Consider the following 17,827-nt stretch of genomic DNA (forward strand, 5'->3'; position numbering starts at 1 on the left):
TCATGCTCTTGGCGGCTGGCGGCGATAGCTCAGCGCCTCGGCGACGTGGATGCGGCCGACTTGTTCGGAACCCGAGAGATCGGCCACCGTGCGCGCCACCCTGAGCATGCGGGTGTAGCCGCGCGCGGAAAGCCGCATGGCTTCGGCGGCTTGCAGCAGCAGCTTGCGTCCCGCTTCGTCCGGAGTGGCGTGGGTGTCCAGCGCGTCTCCCGCAAGGTCGGCGTTGCTGCGCATTTTCGTGCCGCGCAGCCGTTCGGTCTGGACCGCGCGGGCTCGTCTTACCCGCGCGGCAACTTCGGCCGATCCTTCGGCGGGCGGGGGGAGGGCGAGATCGGCGGCGCTGACGGGATCGACTTCCACGTGCAGATCGATCCGGTCGAGCAGCGGGCCGGAGACCTTGCTCTGGTAATCGGCTGCGCAGCGCGGGGCGCGGGAGCAGGCGAGCGCGGGATCGCCCAGGTGGCCGCAGCGGCACGGGTTCATCGCCGCGATCAGTTGCACGCGCGCGGGGTACGTGACGTGGGCGTTGGCGCGGGCGACGCTGACTTCGCCCGTTTCGAGCGGCTGGCGCAGCGAATCGAGCGCGGCGCGTTGGAATTCGGGCAATTCGTCCAGGAACAGCACGCCAAGGTGCGCCATGCTGACTTCGCCCGGCTTTACCTTCAGCCCCCCGCCGGTGAGCGCCGCGATCGAGGCGGAATGGTGCGGATCGCGGAACGGGCGCTGGCGGCTGATTCGTCCGCCTTCCAGCGTTCCGGCGACCGACGCGATCATCGAGACTTCCAGCGCCTCATTCGGCAGGAGATCCGGCAGGATGCCGGGCAGGCAGCTGGCGAGCAGGCTCTTGCCGGCTCCGGGCGGGCCGACCAGCAGCAGGTTGTGTCCGCCGGCAGCGGCGATTTCCAGTGCGCGCTTGGCGGTTTCCTGGCCTTTTACTTGCCTGAGGTCCGGCCCCGGCATGCCGGGTTCGACTTCACCCGGCTGAGGATCGGGCAGGGACTGCGTGCCTTTCAGGTGATTGAGCAGGCTGACCAGATCGGGCGCGGCGATCACAGGGACACCGCTGGCCCAGCGGGCCTCTGCCCCTTGCGCACGGGGGCAGATCAGGCCCTTTTCTTCCTCGCTGGCGTGAATCGCGGACAGCAGCACGCCGGGGGACGGGACGATCCGCCCATCGAGCGCGAGTTCCCCCACCGCGATCCAGTCCGCCAGCTGCTCGGCATCGGTGACGCCCATCGCGGCCAGCAGCGCCAGCGCGATCGGCAAATCGTAATGCGAACCTTCCTTGGGCAAGTCGGCGGGCGAGAGGTTGATCGTGATGCGCTTGGGCGGAAGCGACAAGCCCATCGCCATCAACGCGGCCTGGACACGTTCGCGGCTTTCCCCCACGGCTTTGTCCGGCAGGCCGACGACGGTGAAGCGCGGCATTCCCGGCGCGACCTGACACTGGACTTCGACGCTGCGCGCCTCCAGCCCGAGATAGGCGACCGTCGATATCAGTGCGACCACATGAACCCCCGTGTCGGTTCATAACGCGGGCGCACCGCTTGTCGAGCGGGGTTATAGAGGTGCCGTCACGCGCGGATGCGCTTGACTCAGGTGGTCGTCTTGGATAACCGCGCCCTCAGCGAAGGCCGCCTCGGCGGCCCTTTTTGTATTCGAGGACTTGAACGATGAAGCGCACTTTCCAGCCGAGCAATCTCGTGCGCAAGCGCCGCCACGGTTTCCGCGCTCGCATGGCGACCCCGGGTGGCCGCAAGGTGCTGCGCGCCCGCCGTTCGCGCGGTCGCAAGAAGCTCTCGGCCTAATTCACAGCCTCAGGCGCCGGCGGGGCCATTCGGCCCCTTGGCTTCCCTCGCGCCTGACGGCGCTGCGGCGGCCGCCCGGCCTTGCGGTCCGCTGGTCGCGGACCGGGAAGCGTCTTGGCTCAAGTCTTGCGGGCTGAGGCTTTATGACCGGCGGACTTGAGGTTCTTCGGCGCCGGGCCGATTTTTTGGCCGCCAACCGGGGCTTGCGCGTGGCGCGGCCCGGATTTGTGCTGCTTGTCCGGCCGAACGATGAGCAGGGCAAGCGCTACGGCATTACCGTCACCAAGAAAATCGGCAACGCGGTGGTCCGCAACCGGATGAAGCGCCGGTTCCGCGAACTGCTGAGAGCCGCGCTGCCGGACGAAGGCCTGCCCGGGCATGACCACGTGCTGATCGGCCGCGAAGGCGGGATCGAGCGCGATTTCGGCAAGCTGCAAGAGGAATTGTCCGCCGCCCTGGCCCGCGCGGTCGCAGGAAAAGGCGATCCGCCGCGAAAGCCCAGGGCGCGCAAGTGAAGCACGTGTTCATCGCCGTGGCCCGGCTGTGGCAGCTTGGGCCTTCGCGCATCCTGCCGCCCACGTGCCGCTATGCCCCATCGTGCAGCGCCTACGCGATCGAGGCGCTGGAAAAGCATGGCGCGATCAAGGGTGGATGGCTGGCGACGAAGCGGCTAATGCGCTGCCACCCGTGGGGCGGGCATGGCTATGACCCCGTGCCCTGATGGCCGGGACAGACGAAGTTTAGGACGTCCGTGAACAACCAGCGTAACCTTGTCATTGCCGTGCTGCTGAGCGCGCTCATCCTGTTCGGATGGGATTTCGCCATGAGCCGGCTCTATCCGCAACCCGCATCGATGGATCGTGCCGAGCGAATCGACACTCCGGTCGAGCGAGCCGCCGGAGTCGACGGCGAAACCCGCGATGGCGGGCTGGCCGATCCGGCAGACATCGCCGAGAAGCGGATCGAACTTGAGACGGCGCTGGCCACCACCAACCGCGTTGCGATCCGGGCGCCTGCCGTGATCGGATCGATCAACCCGGCCGGTGCGCGGATCGACGATATCGAACTGACGACCCACCGGGAAACGGTGGACAGGGACAGCGGCCCGGTCCGGCTGTTTTCCCCCTCGGGCACGATCGCCCAGCAGTTCGCCCAGTTCGGCTGGGTCGGGCAAGGGGTGGAAGTCCCCGATGCGCAGACCGTCTGGCAAGCGCAGGGCGGACCGCTGGCGCCGGGCAGTCCGGTGATGCTGACCTGGAATAATGGTCAGGGGCAAGTGTTCCGCATTACCCTGACGATTGACGAGCGCTACATGATCACCGCGCAGCAGACGGTGGAGAACACCGGCGACAGTCCAGTGGTCGTGCAGCCTTACGCCTTCATCAACCGCACCAGCCGGACGGCGAGCCAGGACACCTGGAACGTCCATTCCGGCCCGATTGGCGCGTTCGACGGATCGGTCGATTTCGGGTGGGACTACGACGATGTCGCCGAAGCGGGCACCGTCCGTCATCCGGGCAGCCCCAACTGGGCGGGCTTTACCGACATCTACTGGCTGTCCGCGCTCGTCCCCCAGCAAGGTGCCGACGCCGAGACTGCTTTCCGCGCGCTGGGCGGCGATGCGTACCGGGCCGACGTGCTGTACCAGCCGGTAACCGTGCCTGCAGGGCAGGCGGTGACCCGCACGACCGGGCTGTTCGCCGGGGCGAAGGAAAGCGCCACGCTTGACGCCTATGAAGATGCCGGGATCGCCAATTTCGGCCTTGCGATCGACTGGGGCTGGTTCCGCTGGTTCGAAAAGCCGATTTTCTGGCTGCTGCGGACGCTTTACGAATTGTCCGGCAACTTCGGCGTCGCGATCATCCTGCTGACGCTGATCATTCGCCTGCTGATGTTCCCCATCGCGCAGAAGCAGTTCGCTTCCATGGCTTCGATGCGCGCGATCCAGCCGAAGATGAAAGAGCTGCAGGACCGCTACAAGGACGACAAGCCCAAGGCGCAGCAGGAGATCATGGCGCTGTACAAGAAGGAAGGCGTCAATCCGCTGGCCGGATGTCTGCCGATCCTGGTCCAGATTCCGATCTTCTTCGCGCTGTACAAGGTGCTGATGCTGGCGATCGAAATGCGCCACAAGCCGTTCGTGCTATGGATCCGCGACTTGTCCGCGCCCGATCCGGCAATGATCCTGAACCTGTTCGGCCTGCTGGACTTCACGCCCCCCAGTTTCCTGGCGATCGGTATCCTGGCGTTGCTGCTTGGTCTGACCATGTTCCTGCAATTCCGCCTGAACCCCAGCGCGATGGACCCGGTGCAGCAGCAGATGTTCATGATCATGCCGTGGGTGCTGATGTTCGTGATGGCGCCGTTTGCCGCCGGACTGCTGCTTTACTGGATCACGTCCAACATCCTGACGCTGGCCCAGCAGAAGTACTTGTATTCCAAGCATCCGCAGCTGAAGGCCGCGCAACCCGCGCCCAAGGTTGAGCCGAAAGCGAAGGTGAAGGGATGAGCGAGGAACCCGATCTCCTCACGCAGGCGAACCGGCTGTTTTCCGGGCGAGTCGAATTCCTTTTGTCCGCGCCGGAGCTGAAGTTCCTGCCGGAGCCGGAAGCGCCCGAAATCGCGTTCTGCGGCCGGTCGAACGTCGGCAAAAGCTCGCTGCTCAACGCGCTGACCGGGCGCAAGGCGATTGCGCGCGCTTCGGTAACCCCCGGCCGCACGCAGGAGCTGAATTTCTTCGAGGTCGGCGATCCCACGCTGTTCCGGCTGGTGGACATGCCCGGATACGGCTTTGCCAAGGCACCGATCAAGGTGGTCGACAAGTGGAAGCGGCTGGTGCGCGACTACTTGCGCGGGCGTCCGGTGCTGAAGCGCACGCTGGTGCTGATCGACAGCCGCCACGGGGTGAAGCCGACCGACATCGACATGATGCGGATGCTGGACGAAGCGGCGGTCGGCTATCGCCTGGTGCTGACCAAGGCGGACAAGGTGAAGGCGAGCGATCTTGCCGAAACCCGCGCGGCGGTGGAAGCCGAGGCGCGCAAGCATTCGGCCGCGTTCCCGGTGATCCACGTCACGTCGTCCGAGAAAGGCATGGGGATCGAGGAACTGCGCGCGGCGGTGCTGGCTGACGCGATGATCTGACGCGGCGATCCGAAGCCTCCATCCGGTTTAAGGGCTTTGCCCCCGGGCAGCGGTAGAATATGTTGCACTGCAGCAACCAAACCGCTCCCCGCTCGTTCAATGGCGCATGAGCTACAACTGGATGAACATCATGCGTCTTCCTTACGTCGGACTGCCGACTGGCGGCCTTGGCCTTGCCGGGGAAACCTCGACGCGCCTGCGTCCGCTTTCCCGTTTCGGGTCCAATCCCGGTCAACTCGGCGCCTTGTTCCACGCGCCGGAAGAGGCGGATCGGCCTTGCCCGCTGGTGGTCGTGCTTCACGGGTGCACCCAGACGGCTGCCGGCTACGACACCGGCAGCGGCTGGTCGGAACTGGCCGAGGCTTACGGATTCGCCGTCCTGTTCCCCGAGCAGCAACGCAGCAACAACCCGAACATGTGCTTCAACTGGTTCGACCCGGCGGATACGCATCGAGACCGGGGCGAAGCGCTGTCGATCGCGCAGATGATCGATACGATGATAGCCGAGCACGGCGTTGATCCGCGGCGGGTGTTCATCACCGGATTGTCGGCGGGCGGGGCGATGACTTCAGTCATGCTCGCTGCCTATCCCGAAAAGTTTGCCGGCGGGGCCATTCTCGCCGGACTGCCTCACGGTGCAGCGGCGAGCGTGCAGGAAGCGTTTCAGCAGATGCGCGGGCATAGTCCCACGGTCCGCACCAGCGGGCAATCGATCCGCGACGCTTCCCGTCACGCGGGCGACTGGCCAGTGGTTTCCATCTGGCACGGCACCAATGACACGGTGGTGGACCAGTCCAACGCCGACGCGATCCTGCAACAGTGGCGCGAAGTGCATGGCCTTCCCAAGGAGCCCAGCGAAACGGACCAGATCGACGGGCACCCGCACCGCGCGTGGCGCGACGCCGACGGCAAGCTGCTGATCGAGGAATACCGTGTCGCGGGGATGGGGCACGGCACGCCGCTATCGACCAAGGGTGAATGCGGCTGCGGCGAGCCGGGGGCCTTTATGCTGGAAGTCGGCATTTCCTCCACGCTCCACAGCGCCAAGGTCTGGGGTTTGCTGCAGGGAGAGCCGCGCATCGTGCGCCAGCCTGCGGACGTCCAGACGGAAACGGGAGCCGACGCCCCTCGTTTCCCGGACAGCGGCGGACCGCAAAAGATCATCGAGGACGCGCTGAGGGCGGCCGGATTGCTGAAATAGCGGCCACCGCGGCCCTTTCCGGGGCGTAAAGCACCGATTTTCCCCGATCAGCCTCGACAGCGTGCGGGCGAATTGACTACGGACGGGGGAGGCAACGGGGAAAACGCGCGGATGAAGCTTATCATCGGCAACAGGAACTATTCGAGCTGGAGCTTGCGCGGCTGGCTTGCGGCCAAGCAGTCGGGGCTTTCGTTCGAGACGCTGACCGTCCACATCGCCGGGGACGACTGGCAGGAGACGAAGCGGCTCGACGGCGAGTTTCTGCCGTCCGCGGGCAAGGTCCCGGTCCTGTGGGACGGGGAAACCGTCGTCTGGGACAGCCTGGCGATCATGGAATACCTCGCCGACAAGGTCGGGCGGGACCGGTTCTGGCCCAAGGACGATGCCGCGCGCGGCATGGCCCGGGCGATGGTTGCCGAAATGCACAGTTCCTACCTCGCGCTGCGCCGCCAGTGCCCGATGAACGTCCGCCGCCACGTTGAAGGGCACCACATCGGTGATGACGCCCGGCGCGACATCGTCCGCATCCTGCAACTGTGGGCGGAGGCGCGGGCGCGGTTCGGCAAGGGCGGTCCGTTCCTGTTCGGTACGTTCAGCGCGGCCGATATCTTTTACGCTCCGGTTGCATCGCGCTTCCGCACTTACGGCATTCGGGTGCCCGGCTTCGCGCAAGCCTACATCGACGCGGTGTGGGAACACGAATGGCTGCAGGACTGGGTTGCCGGTGCCGAGGACGAGGAATGGGTGATCGAACAGTTCGAGGTGGAGCCCACCGCTTGACCGGGCTTGCCGCCGAGCTGGCCGAACAGCTGATTGCCTGCGAAAGCATCACCCCGGCCCGGGGGGACGTGTTCGATTGCCTCCAGGCGATGCTGGAGCCGCACGGCTTTGCGATCCATCGCTTTCTGGCCGGCCAAGGGGCCGAGGCGGTCGAGAACCTGTTCGCGATCCGCGAAGGACCAGCCGGTTCGCGCCACTTCGCCTTTGCCGGACACGCCGACGTCGTCCCCCCGGGTGAGGGATGGAGCGGGGAGCCTTTCACGCCTCGGCGTCACGGCGATTTGCTTTACGGCCGCGGCGCCGTCGACATGAAGGGCGCGGTTGCGGCGATGGCGGCGGCAGTCAGGGACATTCCGGCCGATGCAGGCACGCTCAGCTTCATCATCACCGGGGACGAGGAAGGCGAGGCGATTCACGGCACTCGCGCGCTGATCGACTTCATTCGCGCGCGGGGCGAGGCGCCCGACGTGTGCCTTGTGGGGGAGCCGACTTCGGTTCACCGGCTCGGCGACATGATGAAGATCGGGCGGCGCGGATCGATCAATATCTGGCTGGAGGTTGAGGGCACGCAAGGCCACGTTGCCTACCCGCATCTGGCCGACAATCCGCTGCCCCGGCTCGTCGCGATGCTCACGGAGCTTGAGGGTTTGAAGCTGGATGATGGGACCGAGTGGTTTCAGCCGTCCAACCTCGAGATTACCGACATCGCGGTCGGCAACCCGGCCACCAACGTGATCCCGGCGAAGGGCACGGCGCGTATCTCAATCCGTTTCAACGACTGCCACAGCGGGGCCGAGCTTGCCCGGCGGATCGCCGACGTCGCCACCCGCCACGGCGGCCGTGCCCGGCCGGTCATCTCCGGCGAACCGTTCCTGACGCCGCCGGGTGCGTTTTCCGCGATGGTTGCCCGGGCGGTGGAAGCGGAGACGGGGCTCGACCCCGAACCGTCCACCACGGGCGGAACGTCCGACGCGCGGTTCCTCAAGGACTTGTGCCCGGTGATCGAATTCGGGTTGCTCAACGCGACGATGCACAAGCGCGATGAGGCTGTCGCGCTGGAGGACCTCGAGACGCTGACCCGGATCTATCGCCGGATTGCGCTGGCCGCGCTGGAACAGGACGGACAATGACCGACGCAGCCGAAATGGCAGAGGAAGCCGCGCCGATCGGGCACGGCAAGCTGCAATGGCGCATCCTGATCGGCTTCGTGGCCGGGCTGGTTGCGGGTCTGCTGGCCTACACCTTCGCCCGCGACGCCGCCTGGGTGGAGACGGTGATCACTTATGTCACCGGGCCGATCGGGCAGATTTTCCTGCGCCTGCTGTTCATGCTGGTGATCCCGCTGCTGTTTTCGGCGCTGGTCGTCGGCATTGCCGAAATGGGGGAGATCCGCGCGCTGAAGCGAGTGGGAATCCTGACGCTGATCTACACCGTGATCGTGTCCGGCATCGCGGTTGCGGTCAGCATCGGGCTGGTCAACCTGCTGCGCCCCGGGCGCGGCGTGGACCCGGCGGCCGCGCAGGACCTGCTGGCCCAGGGAAGCCAGGGCGCGTCCAGCATCGTTGCCGCCTCGGCCGAAAGCGAGGCCGGGGTCAACCAGCTGATCGCGATCGTGCCGTCGAACGTGATCAGCGCGATGAGCAACAACGACATTCTGGCGGTGATGTTCTTCGCGCTGTTCTTCGGCATCGGTCTGCTGCTGGTGAACACCCGCCGCACCGAAACCCTCAAGGACGCGATCGAAGGCGTGTTCGAGGTGTCGATGCGGCTGATCGGCATCGTCATCCAGCTCGCCCCGCTGGCGATCTTCTGCTTCATGTTCAACCTTGCCGCGCAATTCGGCTGGGACTTGCTGGTCAAGCTTGCCGCGTTCGTCGGGGTGGTCCTGCTCGCGCTTGGCGTCCAGATGTTCGTGGTGTTTCCCCTGCTGCTGAAGTTCGGCGCGGGGCGCAGCCCGATCGCCTTCTTCAAGGGCACGCGGGAAGCGAGCCTGATGGCGTTTTCCACCGCCAGTTCCAACGCCACCCTGCCGACCGCCCTGCGGGTGGCGGACAAGGAGCTGAAGCTGCCGGGCCGCGTCGCCCGTTTCGTCCTGACCATCGGCGCCACCGCCAACCAGAACGGGACCGCGATGTTCGAAGGCGTGACGGTCCTGTTTCTGGCCCAGTTCTTCGGGGTCGAACTGGGAGTCGCGGATCAGGTGTTCGTGATGCTGATCTGTATCCTGGCCGGGGTCGGCACGGCAGGGGTTCCCGGCGGATCGCTGCCGGTGATCGCGCTGATCCTGGGCGGGGTCGGCGTGCCGCCGGAGGGCATCGGCCTTATTCTGGGAGTCGACCGCTTCCTCGACATGTGCCGCACGACGCTGAACGTGATCGGGGATCTGGTCGCCGCGACGGTGATCAGCGCCCGCAGCGGGGAAGCGCAGGCCATTTAGGACGCGGGGCGGACCACCGGTTCGGCACCGGGTTCCTGGCGGATCACCCGCACCGGAAGAAATTCGCCCAGCCCGCAGCCGGGGCCGCGACGCCCGTCGGAATAGAGCACGTTGACGATATCGGTGCTGCACAGCCGGTTGATCGACGTCGCGTAGCCGAAGCGCCGTTCAAACCCCAGGCTGTAGCACTGCCGGGGCAGGGTGTTGCGGTAGGTCTGGCCATCGACCGTCTCGAAATCGATCGTGAAGTCGTCATGGACCGTCGTGTCGCGGATGCGGTTCAGGGGCAGGCAATTGACCGGCTCTCCCAGTGCCTCGATCCCCGGCGCTCGGGCGATCGGCTCCCGCTCCATTTCGGCGCTGCAGGCGCTGGCGGCAAGGACGGCGGGAACGAGCAGGAACGGACGCAGGCCCATGGCATCTCCTAACGCAGGCCGCGGATCAGGACTTTAAGGCCCGCTTTCCTTTTCCAACAGATCGCGATGCGGGCGGTTCCAGCACTTTGGACTTGTAGGCGCAGAGATCGACCACCGGGCAGCGCCAGCATTCAGGCAGCCGCGCCTTGCAGACGTAGCGACCATGCAGGATCAGCCAGTGATGGGCGTGCAGGCGGAACGGCTGCGGCACCCGCTTGTCCAGCTTCGCCTCGACATCGTCCGGGGTCTTGCCCTTCGCCAGACCCGTGCGGTTGCCGACGCGGAACACGTGAGTGTCGACTGGAAAGACTTCCTCGTTGAACGCGCAGTTGCGCACCACGTTCGCCGTCTTGCGGCCCGCGCCGGGCAGGCTCATCAGATCATCGAGCGCGCGCGGCACTTGCCCCCCGAAGTCGCTCACCAGCTTCTGCGACAAGGCGATGACGTTCTTCGCCTTGGTGTTGTGGAAGTTGATGGTGCGGATGTAGTCGCGCAGGCTGTCTTCGCCCAGATCCAGCATCTGCTGCGGGGTCTCGACGTGGGCGAACAGCGGGCCGGTTGCCTTGTTGACCCCGGAATCGGTCATCTGCGCGGACAGCACCACCGCCACCAGCAACTGGTATTCGTTGCTGAACACCAGCTCCGTTTCAGGCGACGGGTTTTCTTCCGCCAGGCGGCGGAAGAATTCGAAGATCGCGTCCTTCTTCAAGCAAGGCCTCTCACAGACCCAGCACTTGCTGCATCGTGTAGCGACCGGCCGACTTGCCGATCAGCCATTCGGCGGCCTTCAGCGCGCCGTGGGCGAAGATCGCCCGGTCCTCGGCGGAATGGGTGAGGGTGATCCGTTCGCGTTCGCCGGCAAGGATTACCGCGTGTTCGCCCGCGACGGTGCCCCCGCGCAAGGCGGCAAAGCCAATGGCGCCTTCGGCCCGCGTTCCGGTGTGGCCGTCGCGCCCGCGTTCGCTGTTCGCGTCGAGATCGATACCGCGTCCCTTGGCCGCCGCGTGGCCGAGCAGCAGCGCGGTGCCCGACGGGGCATCGACTTTCATTCGGTGGTGCATTTCCACGATCTCGATGTCCCAGTCCGGGCCGAGGCGGGACGCCGCTTCGTACACCAGATGCGCCAGCAGCGTGACGCCGAGCGAGGTGTTCCCGGTCTGGAGCACCGGGACGGCTTGCGCAGCCCGGTCGATCGCCGCGTGGTGGGATTCCTCCAGCCCAGTCGTGCCGATCACGATCGGGATGCCGGCACCGATCGCGGCGTGGAGATTGGCCTCGAGCGCCTGGGGGGCGGAGAAATCGACCAGCGCGTCGCTCCGGTCCGCCAGCGCCGCCGGGTCTTCTCCCCGGTCCGTGCCTCCGGCCGGATCGTGCCGCGATTCGTCGAGCGCCTGCATCAGGGCATGGCCCATACGCCCCGAGCTGCCGATAATTCCGATACGTGCCAAAGTTGTCCGCCTGTCCTGAGCTTGTCGAACGACCGTCTTTCCTTCTACGCCCTGCAAAAGCAAGAAAAGCCCTTCGGCAGCACCGCAAGGCAGGGGAGAGGATCATGGATCGTCAGGGCAACATCGTCATCCTTACCGGCGCCGGGATCAGCGCCGAAAGCGGCCTCAGGACCTTCCGCGCCGAAGACGGCTTGTGGGAAGACCACCGGGTGGAGGACGTGGCGACGCCGCAGGCGTTCCGCCGCGATCCCGACCTTGTCCAGCGCTTCTACGATGAGCGGCGGGCGAACATTCTGGCCGCCGAGCCGAACGCCGCGCACCGGGCGCTGGCGCGGCTCGACGCCGAATGGCCACAAGACGGGAGCGGCAGCCTGCTGATCGTCACCCAGAACATCGATGACCTGCATGAGCGCGCGGGGGCAAGCCGGGTGCTGCACATGCACGGGGAAGGACTGGCCGTCTGGTGCACGGCCTGTGACGCGCGGCATTCCTGGCACGGGACCTTGCGCGACGATCCGCCGTGCCCGTCCTGCGGGGAAACGGCCCTGCGGCCGGACATCGTCTGGTTCGGCGAGATGCCGTACCGAATGGAGGAGATCTTCGCTGCGCTGTCCCGGGCCGACTTGTTCGTGTCGATCGGCACTTCGGGCGCGGTCTATCCGGCAGCGGGCTTCGTCCAGCAGGCCAGCGGCCACGGCGCGCGCACGCTGGAGCTGAACCTTGACCGCAGCGCTGGGTCGCAGTGGTTCGACGAGACCCGGCTCGGCCCTGCGAGCGAGCTTGTGCCGCAATGGGTGGACGAAGTGCTGGGCCGTGCCGGAGCGTAAGCTCCGCCGGCGCCTGAGGCTAGACCATGCAAGCCTTGCACTTGGGGTCCTTGGCGATGCTCAAGGTGCGCATCCCGGGCTTCAGGCCGTCCAGCAAGTGGAGCTTGCCCCATTGGGGATCGCCCAGGGCGCTGTGGCCGTCCAGCAGCACCCGGATCGCCTGCAGCGCGGCGAAGGTCCCGGCCCAGCCGGCCATCGCTCCCAGCATGCCGTCTTCGGCGCAGGTGTCGCAATCGTCCGCGTCGAACGCGTCTCCGACATAGCAGCGGTAGCAGGAATGGCCGGGGCGGTGGCCGGCGAAGGCCGCGACTTGGCCCTGGAACCGTCCGACCGCTGCGCTGACCAGCGGGATGGCTTGCGCCACGCAGGCGTCCGACACTGCCAGCCGGGTGGCGAAGTTGTCGCAGCCGTCGAGCACGAGGGTGGCTCCGGCAATCAGCCCGGCGGCGTTGTCCGCGGCAATTCGCTGCCGCACGGGGCGCACGTCCAGCGCGGGATCGAACGCGCGGACCCAGTCGGCGGCCCGCTCGGCTTTCGGCTGACCGGTATCGGCTTCGGCGTAGATCGTCTGGCGCTGGAGATTGCTTGCGTCCACCCGGTCATCGTCGATCAGGGTCAGCGTCCCGATGCCCGCGCCTGCAAGGTACTGCAGCGCGGGCGCGCCGATCCCGCCGATTCCGACCAGCACGACGTGGGCATCGGCCAGCGCGAGTTGCCCGGTGCCGCCGATTTCCGGCAGGACGATGTGGCGGGCGAAACGATCGAGACGGTCAGGGGCAAGGGACATCCTGTGCCCCTTACCCCATCGGTGTCAGGATTCCAGCTGGCGCAGCAGGCTGCGCACGTCGCCATCCATGTCGGCGTCGCGCTTGCGCAAGTCCTCGATCAGGCGAACCGCGTGGATCACGGTCGAGTGGTCGCGTCCGCCGAACTTGCGGCCGATTTCCGGATAGGAGCGGGGCGTCAGCACCTTGGACAAGTACATCGCCACCTGACGTGGGCGCACCACCGCGCGGGCGCGGCGCTTGCTCGACATTTCGGACCGGTCGACCCGGTAGAACTGGCAGACGGTGCGCTGGATCTCGTCGATCGTGATCCGCCTGCGGTTGGCCGACAGGATGTCCGTCAGCTGTTCCTCTGCCAGCTGGAGCGAGACTTCCTGCCCGGTCAGCTGGGCATAGGCGATCAGCTTGTTCAGACCGCCGACGAGTTCCCGCACGTTGCGGTTGATCGTCCGGGCGAGAAACTCGATCACGTCGCCCGGCACTTCGAGCGGGGCGAACCGGGTCAGCTTCGATTCGAGGATCGAGCGGCGCAGTTCGATGTCCGCCGGCTGCATGTCGGCAACCAGACCCATCGACAAGCGGGAGAGCAGCCGCTGTTCGACGCCGTCCAGCGCCTGCGGCGCGCGATCAGCGGCAAAGACCAGCCGCTTGCCTTCGGCCAGCAGGGCATCGATCGTGTAGAGCAATTCCTCCTGCGCGCTGGCCTTGCCGATGATGAACTGGATGTCGTCCACCAGCAGCAAGTCGAATCCGCGCAGCCGGGCCTTGAACTCGATCATCTCGTTCTGGCGCAGGGCCTGCACGAATTCGACCATGAACCGTTCCGCCGAACAGTAGAAGATCCGCGCGCGGGGATTCACCTGCAGGTAGGCATGCCCGATGGCGTGCAGCAGGTGGGTCTTGCCCTGTCCGGTCGAGGCCTTGAGGTACAGCGGCGAGAACTGCGGCTTCTGCGCGCTCGCCATGCGCTCGGCGGCGTTGCAGGCCAGCACGTTGGTGGTGCCGGTCACAAAGGCGCCGAATGTCAGCGATGGGTCGAGCCCGACCGAGGAGGTGAAGCCCTGGTCCCCGATCGAGCCGAGCACGCCCGCCGCTCCGCGCGGGGAGGTGTCGTTCGCCGGCGCCGAGGCGGCGCGCAAGTCGATGTCGGCCAGCTTGCGGCGGCCGGGGTGGACCTGGATGCGGACGTTCTTCACTTCGCTGCGGGCGATCTTCCACGCCAGCGACAGCCGGTCATGGAATCGGTCCTGGACCCAGTTGGCGGAAAAATCGGTCGGCAGGAACAAGTCCAGCGTGCCGGTTTCCTTGCAGAAGCTGCCCAGCTGGATCGGCTTGATCCACTGGCTGTGAACCTGCTGGCCCAGATCCTTGCGCAAGCCCTGGCTGATGTCGGCCCAGTCGGCGGCGAGGTCCAGGGCTTCCTGGTCCTCCGTCGCGTCCCCGGCGTTGCTGCTGGCCGACGTCGGCCGGCCGGCTTGCGGTCCCATACGTATCATCGTCTCCGCTCCAAATCGCAACAGGCCAGCTGCCGCATCCCCCTTGCGACGGCCCCGGGGCGCCAAAGGCAAACCCCTCCTGTCCGCCGGTGTCGCATATCGGACCCGGCGCCCTGAATACTGTTACATCGTGATGCCGGGCCGGTGTGGCTCAGCCCGTGTGCGAGGTTGTATGAACCGCGCTCCAATATCAGCAAGAGCGGCTGGGTAAAAAATCTGAAATAATGCGGCTTGACTTCAATGTGGCCCGCAGGGGTGCGTCTAACCGGCTGAAACTGCATGAATTAGTAGGTTACAGTTATGCGAATCGCGGGTTTTCCTTGCTCCGGCCTGGCGGCTTGCCGACGTCTCTTGCGGACGCAAAAAAAGCCGGCGGTTTTACCGCCGGCCTCGTTCCAATTCCGTTCTGATCGTCCCCCTGAAAAGGGGGGCGACTCACATCGCCGAAACGCGCTTGCTGAGTCGGCTCATCTTGCGTGCGGCAGTGTTCTTGTGGAGCACGCCGCGTGCCACGCCGCGCGCGAGTTCCGGCTGGACTTCGTGCAGCGCGGTCTGGGCCGTCTGCTTGTCGCCGCCGGCGATCGCGGTTTCGACTTTCTTCAGAAAGCTGCGGATGCGGCTGACGCGGGCGCCGTTGATGGCGGCGCGGGTCTCGTTGCGGCGGATGCGCTTGCGGGCTTGCGGCGTATTGGCCATGTCTGTCCTTCGTTGCGGCAGCGCGTGCTGGCGCCGCTCTGCTCTTGCTTGAAATATCCGTAAGGCGCGGTTTTCCGGTAACCGGACCGCGGCGAAGGGCGGCCCTTAGCGACAGGGGGCCGAATCGTCAACGTTTTAGCGCACGGGGCACGGCTGGCCGTGCCGTTCCCCGGTCCGGCCGGGCTGCCTACTTCTGGCACCGCGGGCAGAACCAGGAACTGCGCCCGCCCTGCGCGATCCGCTGGATCGCCCCGTTGCCGCAGCTCCGGCAGGGCTCCCCTTCCCGGTCGTACACATCGAACCGGGTGGAGAAGTAGCCCAGCTGCCCGTCGGGGGCAGCGTAGTCGCGCAAGGTGGAGCCGCCCGCCTCGATGGCTTCCAGCAGGACGGCGCGGATCTCCGGCACGAGCCGGCCAAGCGCTGCCGCCGAAACCGCGCCTGCCGGTTTGCGCGGATCGATCCTTGCCCGGTGCAGCGCCTCGCAGACATAGATGTTGCCCAGGCCGGCGACGATCCGCTGGTCGAGCAGCAGCAGCTTGATCGCCTGCTTGCGGCCGGAGAAGGCGGCGCAAAGATGTTTGCGCGTCAAATCGTCTCCCAGCGGCTCGGGCCCCATGGTCAGGAACGGCTGGAACCGGTCCAGCGCATCGCTGGCCACCAGATCGACCGAGCCGAACCGGCGCGGGTCGCACAAGGCGAACCGGTGCGCCCCCGTCTCGATCATCAGGTGATCGTGCTTCCCAATGTCTCCCGGATCGATCCGCCAGCGCCCGCTCATGCCGAGATGAAAGACCATCGTATGGTCGCGGTCTGTGTGGACGAGGCCGTACTTGGCCCGCCGCCCCATGGCGGTGATCCGCGCCCCGGTGAGCACTTGCACGAGATCAGGGGGGAACGGGCGGCGCAAGTCGGGCCGGTTGACCTGAACGCGCGTTACCCGCTCTCCTTCGAGCAGGCGGGCGAGACCGCGGACAGTGGTTTCGACTTCGGGAAGTTCGGGCATGGCGGGAAGATAGGCACGCGCGGCCTGCCTGTCATCGCGGCGCTCTCATCGCGGCGGTGTCATCGCGGCTCGCCAATCGGAAATCGGGTGCCTATGGGATCGCGATGTCACTCGATCGGAGCCACCTACGCGCCCACGCCCTGCTCGGGCTCGTCATGCTGCTGTGGTCCGGCAATTCCATCGTCGCGCGGGCCGTCCGGTTCGACGTTCCGCCGTTCACGCTGGCGTTCGGCCGCTGGACGGGCGCCCTCATCGTGCTGCTGCCATTCGCGGCGGGGACCGTGTGGCGGGAACGGGATGCGATTCTCAAGGCATGGAAGCCGATCCTGCTGCTGGGCCTGCTGGGCATCGCGGCGTTCAACGGCTTTCTGTATTCGGGCCTGCAATACACCACCGCGACCAAGACCCTGCTGCTGGAAGCGGCGATCCCGCCAATGGTCCTGCTGTTCGACCGGATGCTGTTCAGGCAGCGGGCGAATTGGCAGCAATGGCTCGGTGTGACGTTCTCCGTGGTCGGGGTGGGAATCATCGTGTTCGAGGGCGATCCGGCCAAGGCGCTGCGGCTCCACTTCGGGAAGGGTGACGTGCTGGTGCTGGCCAGCGTGGTCGTCTGGGCGCTTTATACCGTCTATCTGCGGCTGAAGCCGAAGATCGCCCCGATGAGCTTCATCGCGGTGACCTTCATGATCGGCGCGGTGGCGATGGCCCCGCTGGCAGCGATGGAGTGGATGAGCGGCCAGACCGTGCGGTGGAATGCGCAAGTCGTCGGCGCGTTTGCCTATGTCGCGCTGCTGCCGTCGCTGCTTTCCTACTTCATCTACAACGCGGCGACCGAGCAGATCGGCCCCGCCCGCGCGGGCCAGGCAATCACGCTGATGCCGCTGTTCGGGGCGCTGCTGTCCTCCCTGCTGCTGGATGAGCCGCTTTTCGCCTATCACTTCGCGGGAATGGCGCTGATCCTGGTCGGGATCGTCACCGGCGCCTTCTCTGCGCGAGAGTCCGCTGGCGCGGCCGATGCCCCGCCGCTAGAGCAGCGACCATGAGCAAGCAGGTTTCCTTCGGCTACGAAGACGTAGCCCCCGAGGAAAAGACCCGGCGCGTCGGCGCGGTCTTTTCCCATGTCGCGGCTAAGTACGACATCATGAACGATGCGATGTCGGGCGGCATGCACCGCGTGTGGAAGGACCGTTTCGTCCGCCGGGTGAAACCCCGCCCGGGCGAGGCGATCCTCGACATGGCGGGCGGCACCGGCGACATCGCCTTCCGCCTGGCCGAACGCGGGGCCAGCGTGACCGTGTCCGACATTAACCAGGACATGCTCGACGTCGGGATCGAACGGGCGATGGACCGCGGGATCGCCACAGGTTCCGGGGGCCTCGTCTGGTCGCGCCAGAACGCCGAGGAACTGAGCTTCCTCAGCCGGACATTCGATGCCTACACCATTGCCTTCGGCATCCGGAACGTAACCCATATCGACAAGGCGCTGGCCGAGGCGCACCGCGTGCTGAAGCATGGCGGGCGGTTCTTCTGCCTCGAGTTTTCGACCACCGAATGGCCCGGCTTCAAGGAAGCCTACGATGCCTATTCCCACAAGCTGGTGCCGCAGATCGGCAAGGTGATCGCAGGCGACGCGGACAGCTATCGCTACCTGATCGAATCGATCCGCCGCTTCCCGCCGATGGAGGAATTCGAAGGCCTGATCCGCAACGCCGGGTTCGCGCGCACGAAGGTGGAGCCGATCATGGGCGGGCTGGTCGCGATCCACTCGGGGTGGAAAATATAAGCC

20 protein-coding genes are annotated in these 17,827 nt (G+C 66.3%); 12 read left to right on the forward strand and 8 right to left on the reverse strand.

Annotated features, from left to right (window positions below; all coding sequences use genetic code 11):
* Window positions 1–1,509 carry a YifB family Mg chelatase-like AAA ATPase gene (locus ELY13_RS06610; protein ID WP_126173094.1) on the reverse strand — a complete coding sequence of 503 codons (1,509 nt, stop codon included), beginning with the start codon at window positions 1,507–1,509 and terminating at the stop codon, window positions 1–3.
* Between the two features lie 164 nt (window positions 1,510–1,673).
* Here ELY13_RS06610 and rpmH point away from each other — a divergent pair, with 164 nt between their 5' ends.
* The 9 genes from rpmH (at window position 1,674) to ELY13_RS06655 (ending at window position 9,370) form a co-directional block, all read left to right on the forward strand.
* Window positions 1,674–1,808: a 50S ribosomal protein L34 gene (gene rpmH / locus ELY13_RS06615; RefSeq protein WP_126173095.1), complete on the forward strand. Its 135-nt coding sequence runs from the start codon at window positions 1,674–1,676 to the stop codon at window positions 1,806–1,808.
* Between the two features lie 143 nt (window positions 1,809–1,951).
* On the forward strand, window positions 1,952–2,323 hold the full coding sequence (gene rnpA / locus ELY13_RS06620) for a ribonuclease P protein component (protein ID WP_126173096.1): 372 nt from the start codon (window positions 1,952–1,954) through the stop codon (window positions 2,321–2,323).
* Entirely contained in the window at window positions 2,320–2,529 is a 210-nt protein-coding gene (yidD, locus tag ELY13_RS06625; protein WP_206435993.1) for a membrane protein insertion efficiency factor YidD, read from the forward strand. The genes rnpA and yidD overlap by 4 nt, the downstream gene beginning before the upstream one ends.
* 30 nt (window positions 2,530–2,559) lie before the next feature.
* Entirely contained in the window at window positions 2,560–4,317 is a 1,758-nt protein-coding gene (yidC, locus tag ELY13_RS06630) for a membrane protein insertase YidC (RefSeq protein ID WP_126173098.1), read from the forward strand.
* The gene (yihA, locus tag ELY13_RS06635; protein WP_126173099.1) at window positions 4,314–4,952 is read left to right on the forward strand and encodes a ribosome biogenesis GTP-binding protein YihA/YsxC; all 639 of its coding nucleotides are present in this window, start codon (window positions 4,314–4,316) and stop codon (window positions 4,950–4,952) included. The genes yidC and yihA overlap by 4 nt, the downstream gene beginning before the upstream one ends.
* A gap of 106 nt (window positions 4,953–5,058) precedes the next feature.
* Window positions 5,059–6,153: an extracellular catalytic domain type 1 short-chain-length polyhydroxyalkanoate depolymerase gene (locus ELY13_RS06640; RefSeq protein ID WP_126173100.1), complete on the forward strand. Its 1,095-nt coding sequence runs from the start codon at window positions 5,059–5,061 to the stop codon at window positions 6,151–6,153.
* A gap of 111 nt (window positions 6,154–6,264) precedes the next feature.
* Entirely contained in the window at window positions 6,265–6,933 is a 669-nt protein-coding gene (locus ELY13_RS06645) for a glutathione S-transferase family protein (protein WP_126173101.1), read from the forward strand.
* On the forward strand, window positions 6,930–8,063 hold the full coding sequence (gene dapE, locus ELY13_RS06650) for a succinyl-diaminopimelate desuccinylase (RefSeq protein ID WP_241233574.1): 1,134 nt from the start codon (window positions 6,930–6,932) through the stop codon (window positions 8,061–8,063). Before ELY13_RS06645 ends, dapE begins: the two co-directional genes overlap by 4 nt.
* On the forward strand, window positions 8,060–9,370 hold the full coding sequence (locus ELY13_RS06655) for a dicarboxylate/amino acid:cation symporter (protein ID WP_241233575.1): 1,311 nt from the start codon (window positions 8,060–8,062) through the stop codon (window positions 9,368–9,370). Before dapE ends, ELY13_RS06655 begins: the two co-directional genes overlap by 4 nt.
* Here the strand turns inward: ELY13_RS06655 and ELY13_RS06660 are convergent.
* From ELY13_RS06660 to dapB, 3 genes are read right to left on the reverse strand one after another with little or no spacing between them, the layout of a single operon-like run.
* Complete coding sequence (locus ELY13_RS06660) at window positions 9,367–9,786, reverse strand: hypothetical protein (protein WP_126173103.1); 420 nt, start codon at window positions 9,784–9,786, stop codon at window positions 9,367–9,369. The two genes, ELY13_RS06655 and ELY13_RS06660, sit on opposite strands and share 4 nt — an antisense overlap.
* Window positions 9,787–9,811: 25 nt before the next feature.
* Window positions 9,812–10,495 (reverse strand): endonuclease III, encoded by a 684-nt coding sequence (nth, locus tag ELY13_RS06665; RefSeq protein WP_126173104.1) that lies wholly within the window; start codon window positions 10,493–10,495, stop codon window positions 9,812–9,814.
* A gap of 10 nt (window positions 10,496–10,505) precedes the next feature.
* Window positions 10,506–11,234, reverse strand: a complete 729-nt coding sequence (dapB, locus tag ELY13_RS06670; RefSeq protein ID WP_126173105.1) for a 4-hydroxy-tetrahydrodipicolinate reductase — start codon at window positions 11,232–11,234, stop codon at window positions 10,506–10,508.
* A gap of 104 nt (window positions 11,235–11,338) precedes the next feature.
* Here dapB and ELY13_RS06675 point away from each other — a divergent pair, with 104 nt between their 5' ends.
* Window positions 11,339–12,061, forward strand: coding sequence for an NAD-dependent deacylase (locus ELY13_RS06675; RefSeq protein ID WP_126173106.1), 723 nt, complete (start codon window positions 11,339–11,341; stop codon window positions 12,059–12,061).
* 19 nt (window positions 12,062–12,080) lie between these two features.
* Here ELY13_RS06675 and ELY13_RS06680 read toward each other — a convergent pair whose 3' ends face one another.
* The 4 genes from ELY13_RS06680 to mutM form a co-directional block, all read right to left on the reverse strand.
* Window positions 12,081–12,848, reverse strand: coding sequence for a HesA/MoeB/ThiF family protein (locus tag ELY13_RS06680; RefSeq protein ID WP_126173107.1), 768 nt, complete (start codon window positions 12,846–12,848; stop codon window positions 12,081–12,083).
* Window positions 12,849–12,872: 24 nt separating this feature from the next.
* Window positions 12,873–14,333, reverse strand: coding sequence for a chromosomal replication initiator protein DnaA (dnaA, locus tag ELY13_RS06685; protein ID WP_206436002.1), 1,461 nt, complete (start codon window positions 14,331–14,333; stop codon window positions 12,873–12,875).
* Window positions 14,334–14,777: 444 nt separating this feature from the next.
* The gene (rpsT, locus tag ELY13_RS06690; RefSeq protein ID WP_126173109.1) at window positions 14,778–15,038 is read right to left on the reverse strand and encodes a 30S ribosomal protein S20; all 261 of its coding nucleotides are present in this window, start codon (window positions 15,036–15,038) and stop codon (window positions 14,778–14,780) included.
* A gap of 187 nt (window positions 15,039–15,225) precedes the next feature.
* Window positions 15,226–16,041 (reverse strand): bifunctional DNA-formamidopyrimidine glycosylase/DNA-(apurinic or apyrimidinic site) lyase, encoded by an 816-nt coding sequence (gene mutM, locus ELY13_RS06695; protein WP_126173110.1) that lies wholly within the window; start codon window positions 16,039–16,041, stop codon window positions 15,226–15,228.
* Window positions 16,042–16,145: 104 nt separating this feature from the next.
* On the opposite strand from mutM, the gene ELY13_RS06700 reads away from it, so the two are divergent.
* Both ELY13_RS06700 and ELY13_RS06705 read left to right on the forward strand, forming a co-directional pair.
* Entirely contained in the window at window positions 16,146–17,084 is a 939-nt protein-coding gene (locus tag ELY13_RS06700) for a DMT family transporter (RefSeq protein WP_126173111.1), read from the forward strand.
* The gene (locus tag ELY13_RS06705) at window positions 17,081–17,824 is read left to right on the forward strand and encodes a class I SAM-dependent methyltransferase (protein ID WP_126173112.1); all 744 of its coding nucleotides are present in this window, start codon (window positions 17,081–17,083) and stop codon (window positions 17,822–17,824) included. Before ELY13_RS06700 ends, ELY13_RS06705 begins: the two co-directional genes overlap by 4 nt.
* Window positions 17,825–17,827: the final 3 nt, after the last annotated feature.

The organism is Altericroceibacterium xinjiangense (assembly GCF_003958635.1).
In the GTDB taxonomy this organism is placed as follows: Bacteria; Pseudomonadota; Alphaproteobacteria; order Sphingomonadales; family Sphingomonadaceae; genus Altericroceibacterium_A; species Altericroceibacterium_A xinjiangense.

Excerpts from the sequence above, each read along its gene's own strand:
- ELY13_RS06655 (WP_241233575.1), top strand. The coding sequence starts at position 8,060 with ATGACCGACGCAGCCGAAATGGCAGAGGAAGCCGCGCCGATCGGGCAC.
- ELY13_RS06640 (WP_126173100.1), top strand. The coding sequence starts at position 5,059 with ATGAGCTACAACTGGATGAACATCATGCGTCTTCCTTACGTCGGACTG.
- rpmH (WP_126173095.1), top strand. The coding sequence starts at position 1,674 with ATGAAGCGCACTTTCCAGCCGAGCAATCTCGTGCGCAAGCGCCGCCAC.
- ELY13_RS06680 (WP_126173107.1), bottom strand. The coding sequence starts at position 12,848 with ATGTCCCTTGCCCCTGACCGTCTCGATCGTTTCGCCCGCCACATCGTC.
- ELY13_RS06660 (WP_126173103.1), bottom strand. The coding sequence starts at position 9,786 with ATGGGCCTGCGTCCGTTCCTGCTCGTTCCCGCCGTCCTTGCCGCCAGC.
- yihA (WP_126173099.1), top strand. The coding sequence starts at position 4,314 with ATGAGCGAGGAACCCGATCTCCTCACGCAGGCGAACCGGCTGTTTTCC.
- mutM (WP_126173110.1), bottom strand. The coding sequence starts at position 16,041 with ATGCCCGAACTTCCCGAAGTCGAAACCACTGTCCGCGGTCTCGCCCGC.
- ELY13_RS06705 (WP_126173112.1), top strand. The coding sequence starts at position 17,081 with ATGAGCAAGCAGGTTTCCTTCGGCTACGAAGACGTAGCCCCCGAGGAA.
- rpsT (WP_126173109.1), bottom strand. The coding sequence starts at position 15,038 with ATGGCCAATACGCCGCAAGCCCGCAAGCGCATCCGCCGCAACGAGACC.
- ELY13_RS06645 (WP_126173101.1), top strand. The coding sequence starts at position 6,265 with ATGAAGCTTATCATCGGCAACAGGAACTATTCGAGCTGGAGCTTGCGC.
- rnpA (WP_126173096.1), top strand. The coding sequence starts at position 1,952 with ATGACCGGCGGACTTGAGGTTCTTCGGCGCCGGGCCGATTTTTTGGCC.
- ELY13_RS06675 (WP_126173106.1), top strand. The coding sequence starts at position 11,339 with ATGGATCGTCAGGGCAACATCGTCATCCTTACCGGCGCCGGGATCAGC.
- dnaA (WP_206436002.1), bottom strand. The coding sequence starts at position 14,333 with ATGGGACCGCAAGCCGGCCGGCCGACGTCGGCCAGCAGCAACGCCGGG.
- ELY13_RS06700 (WP_126173111.1), top strand. The coding sequence starts at position 16,146 with ATGTCACTCGATCGGAGCCACCTACGCGCCCACGCCCTGCTCGGGCTC.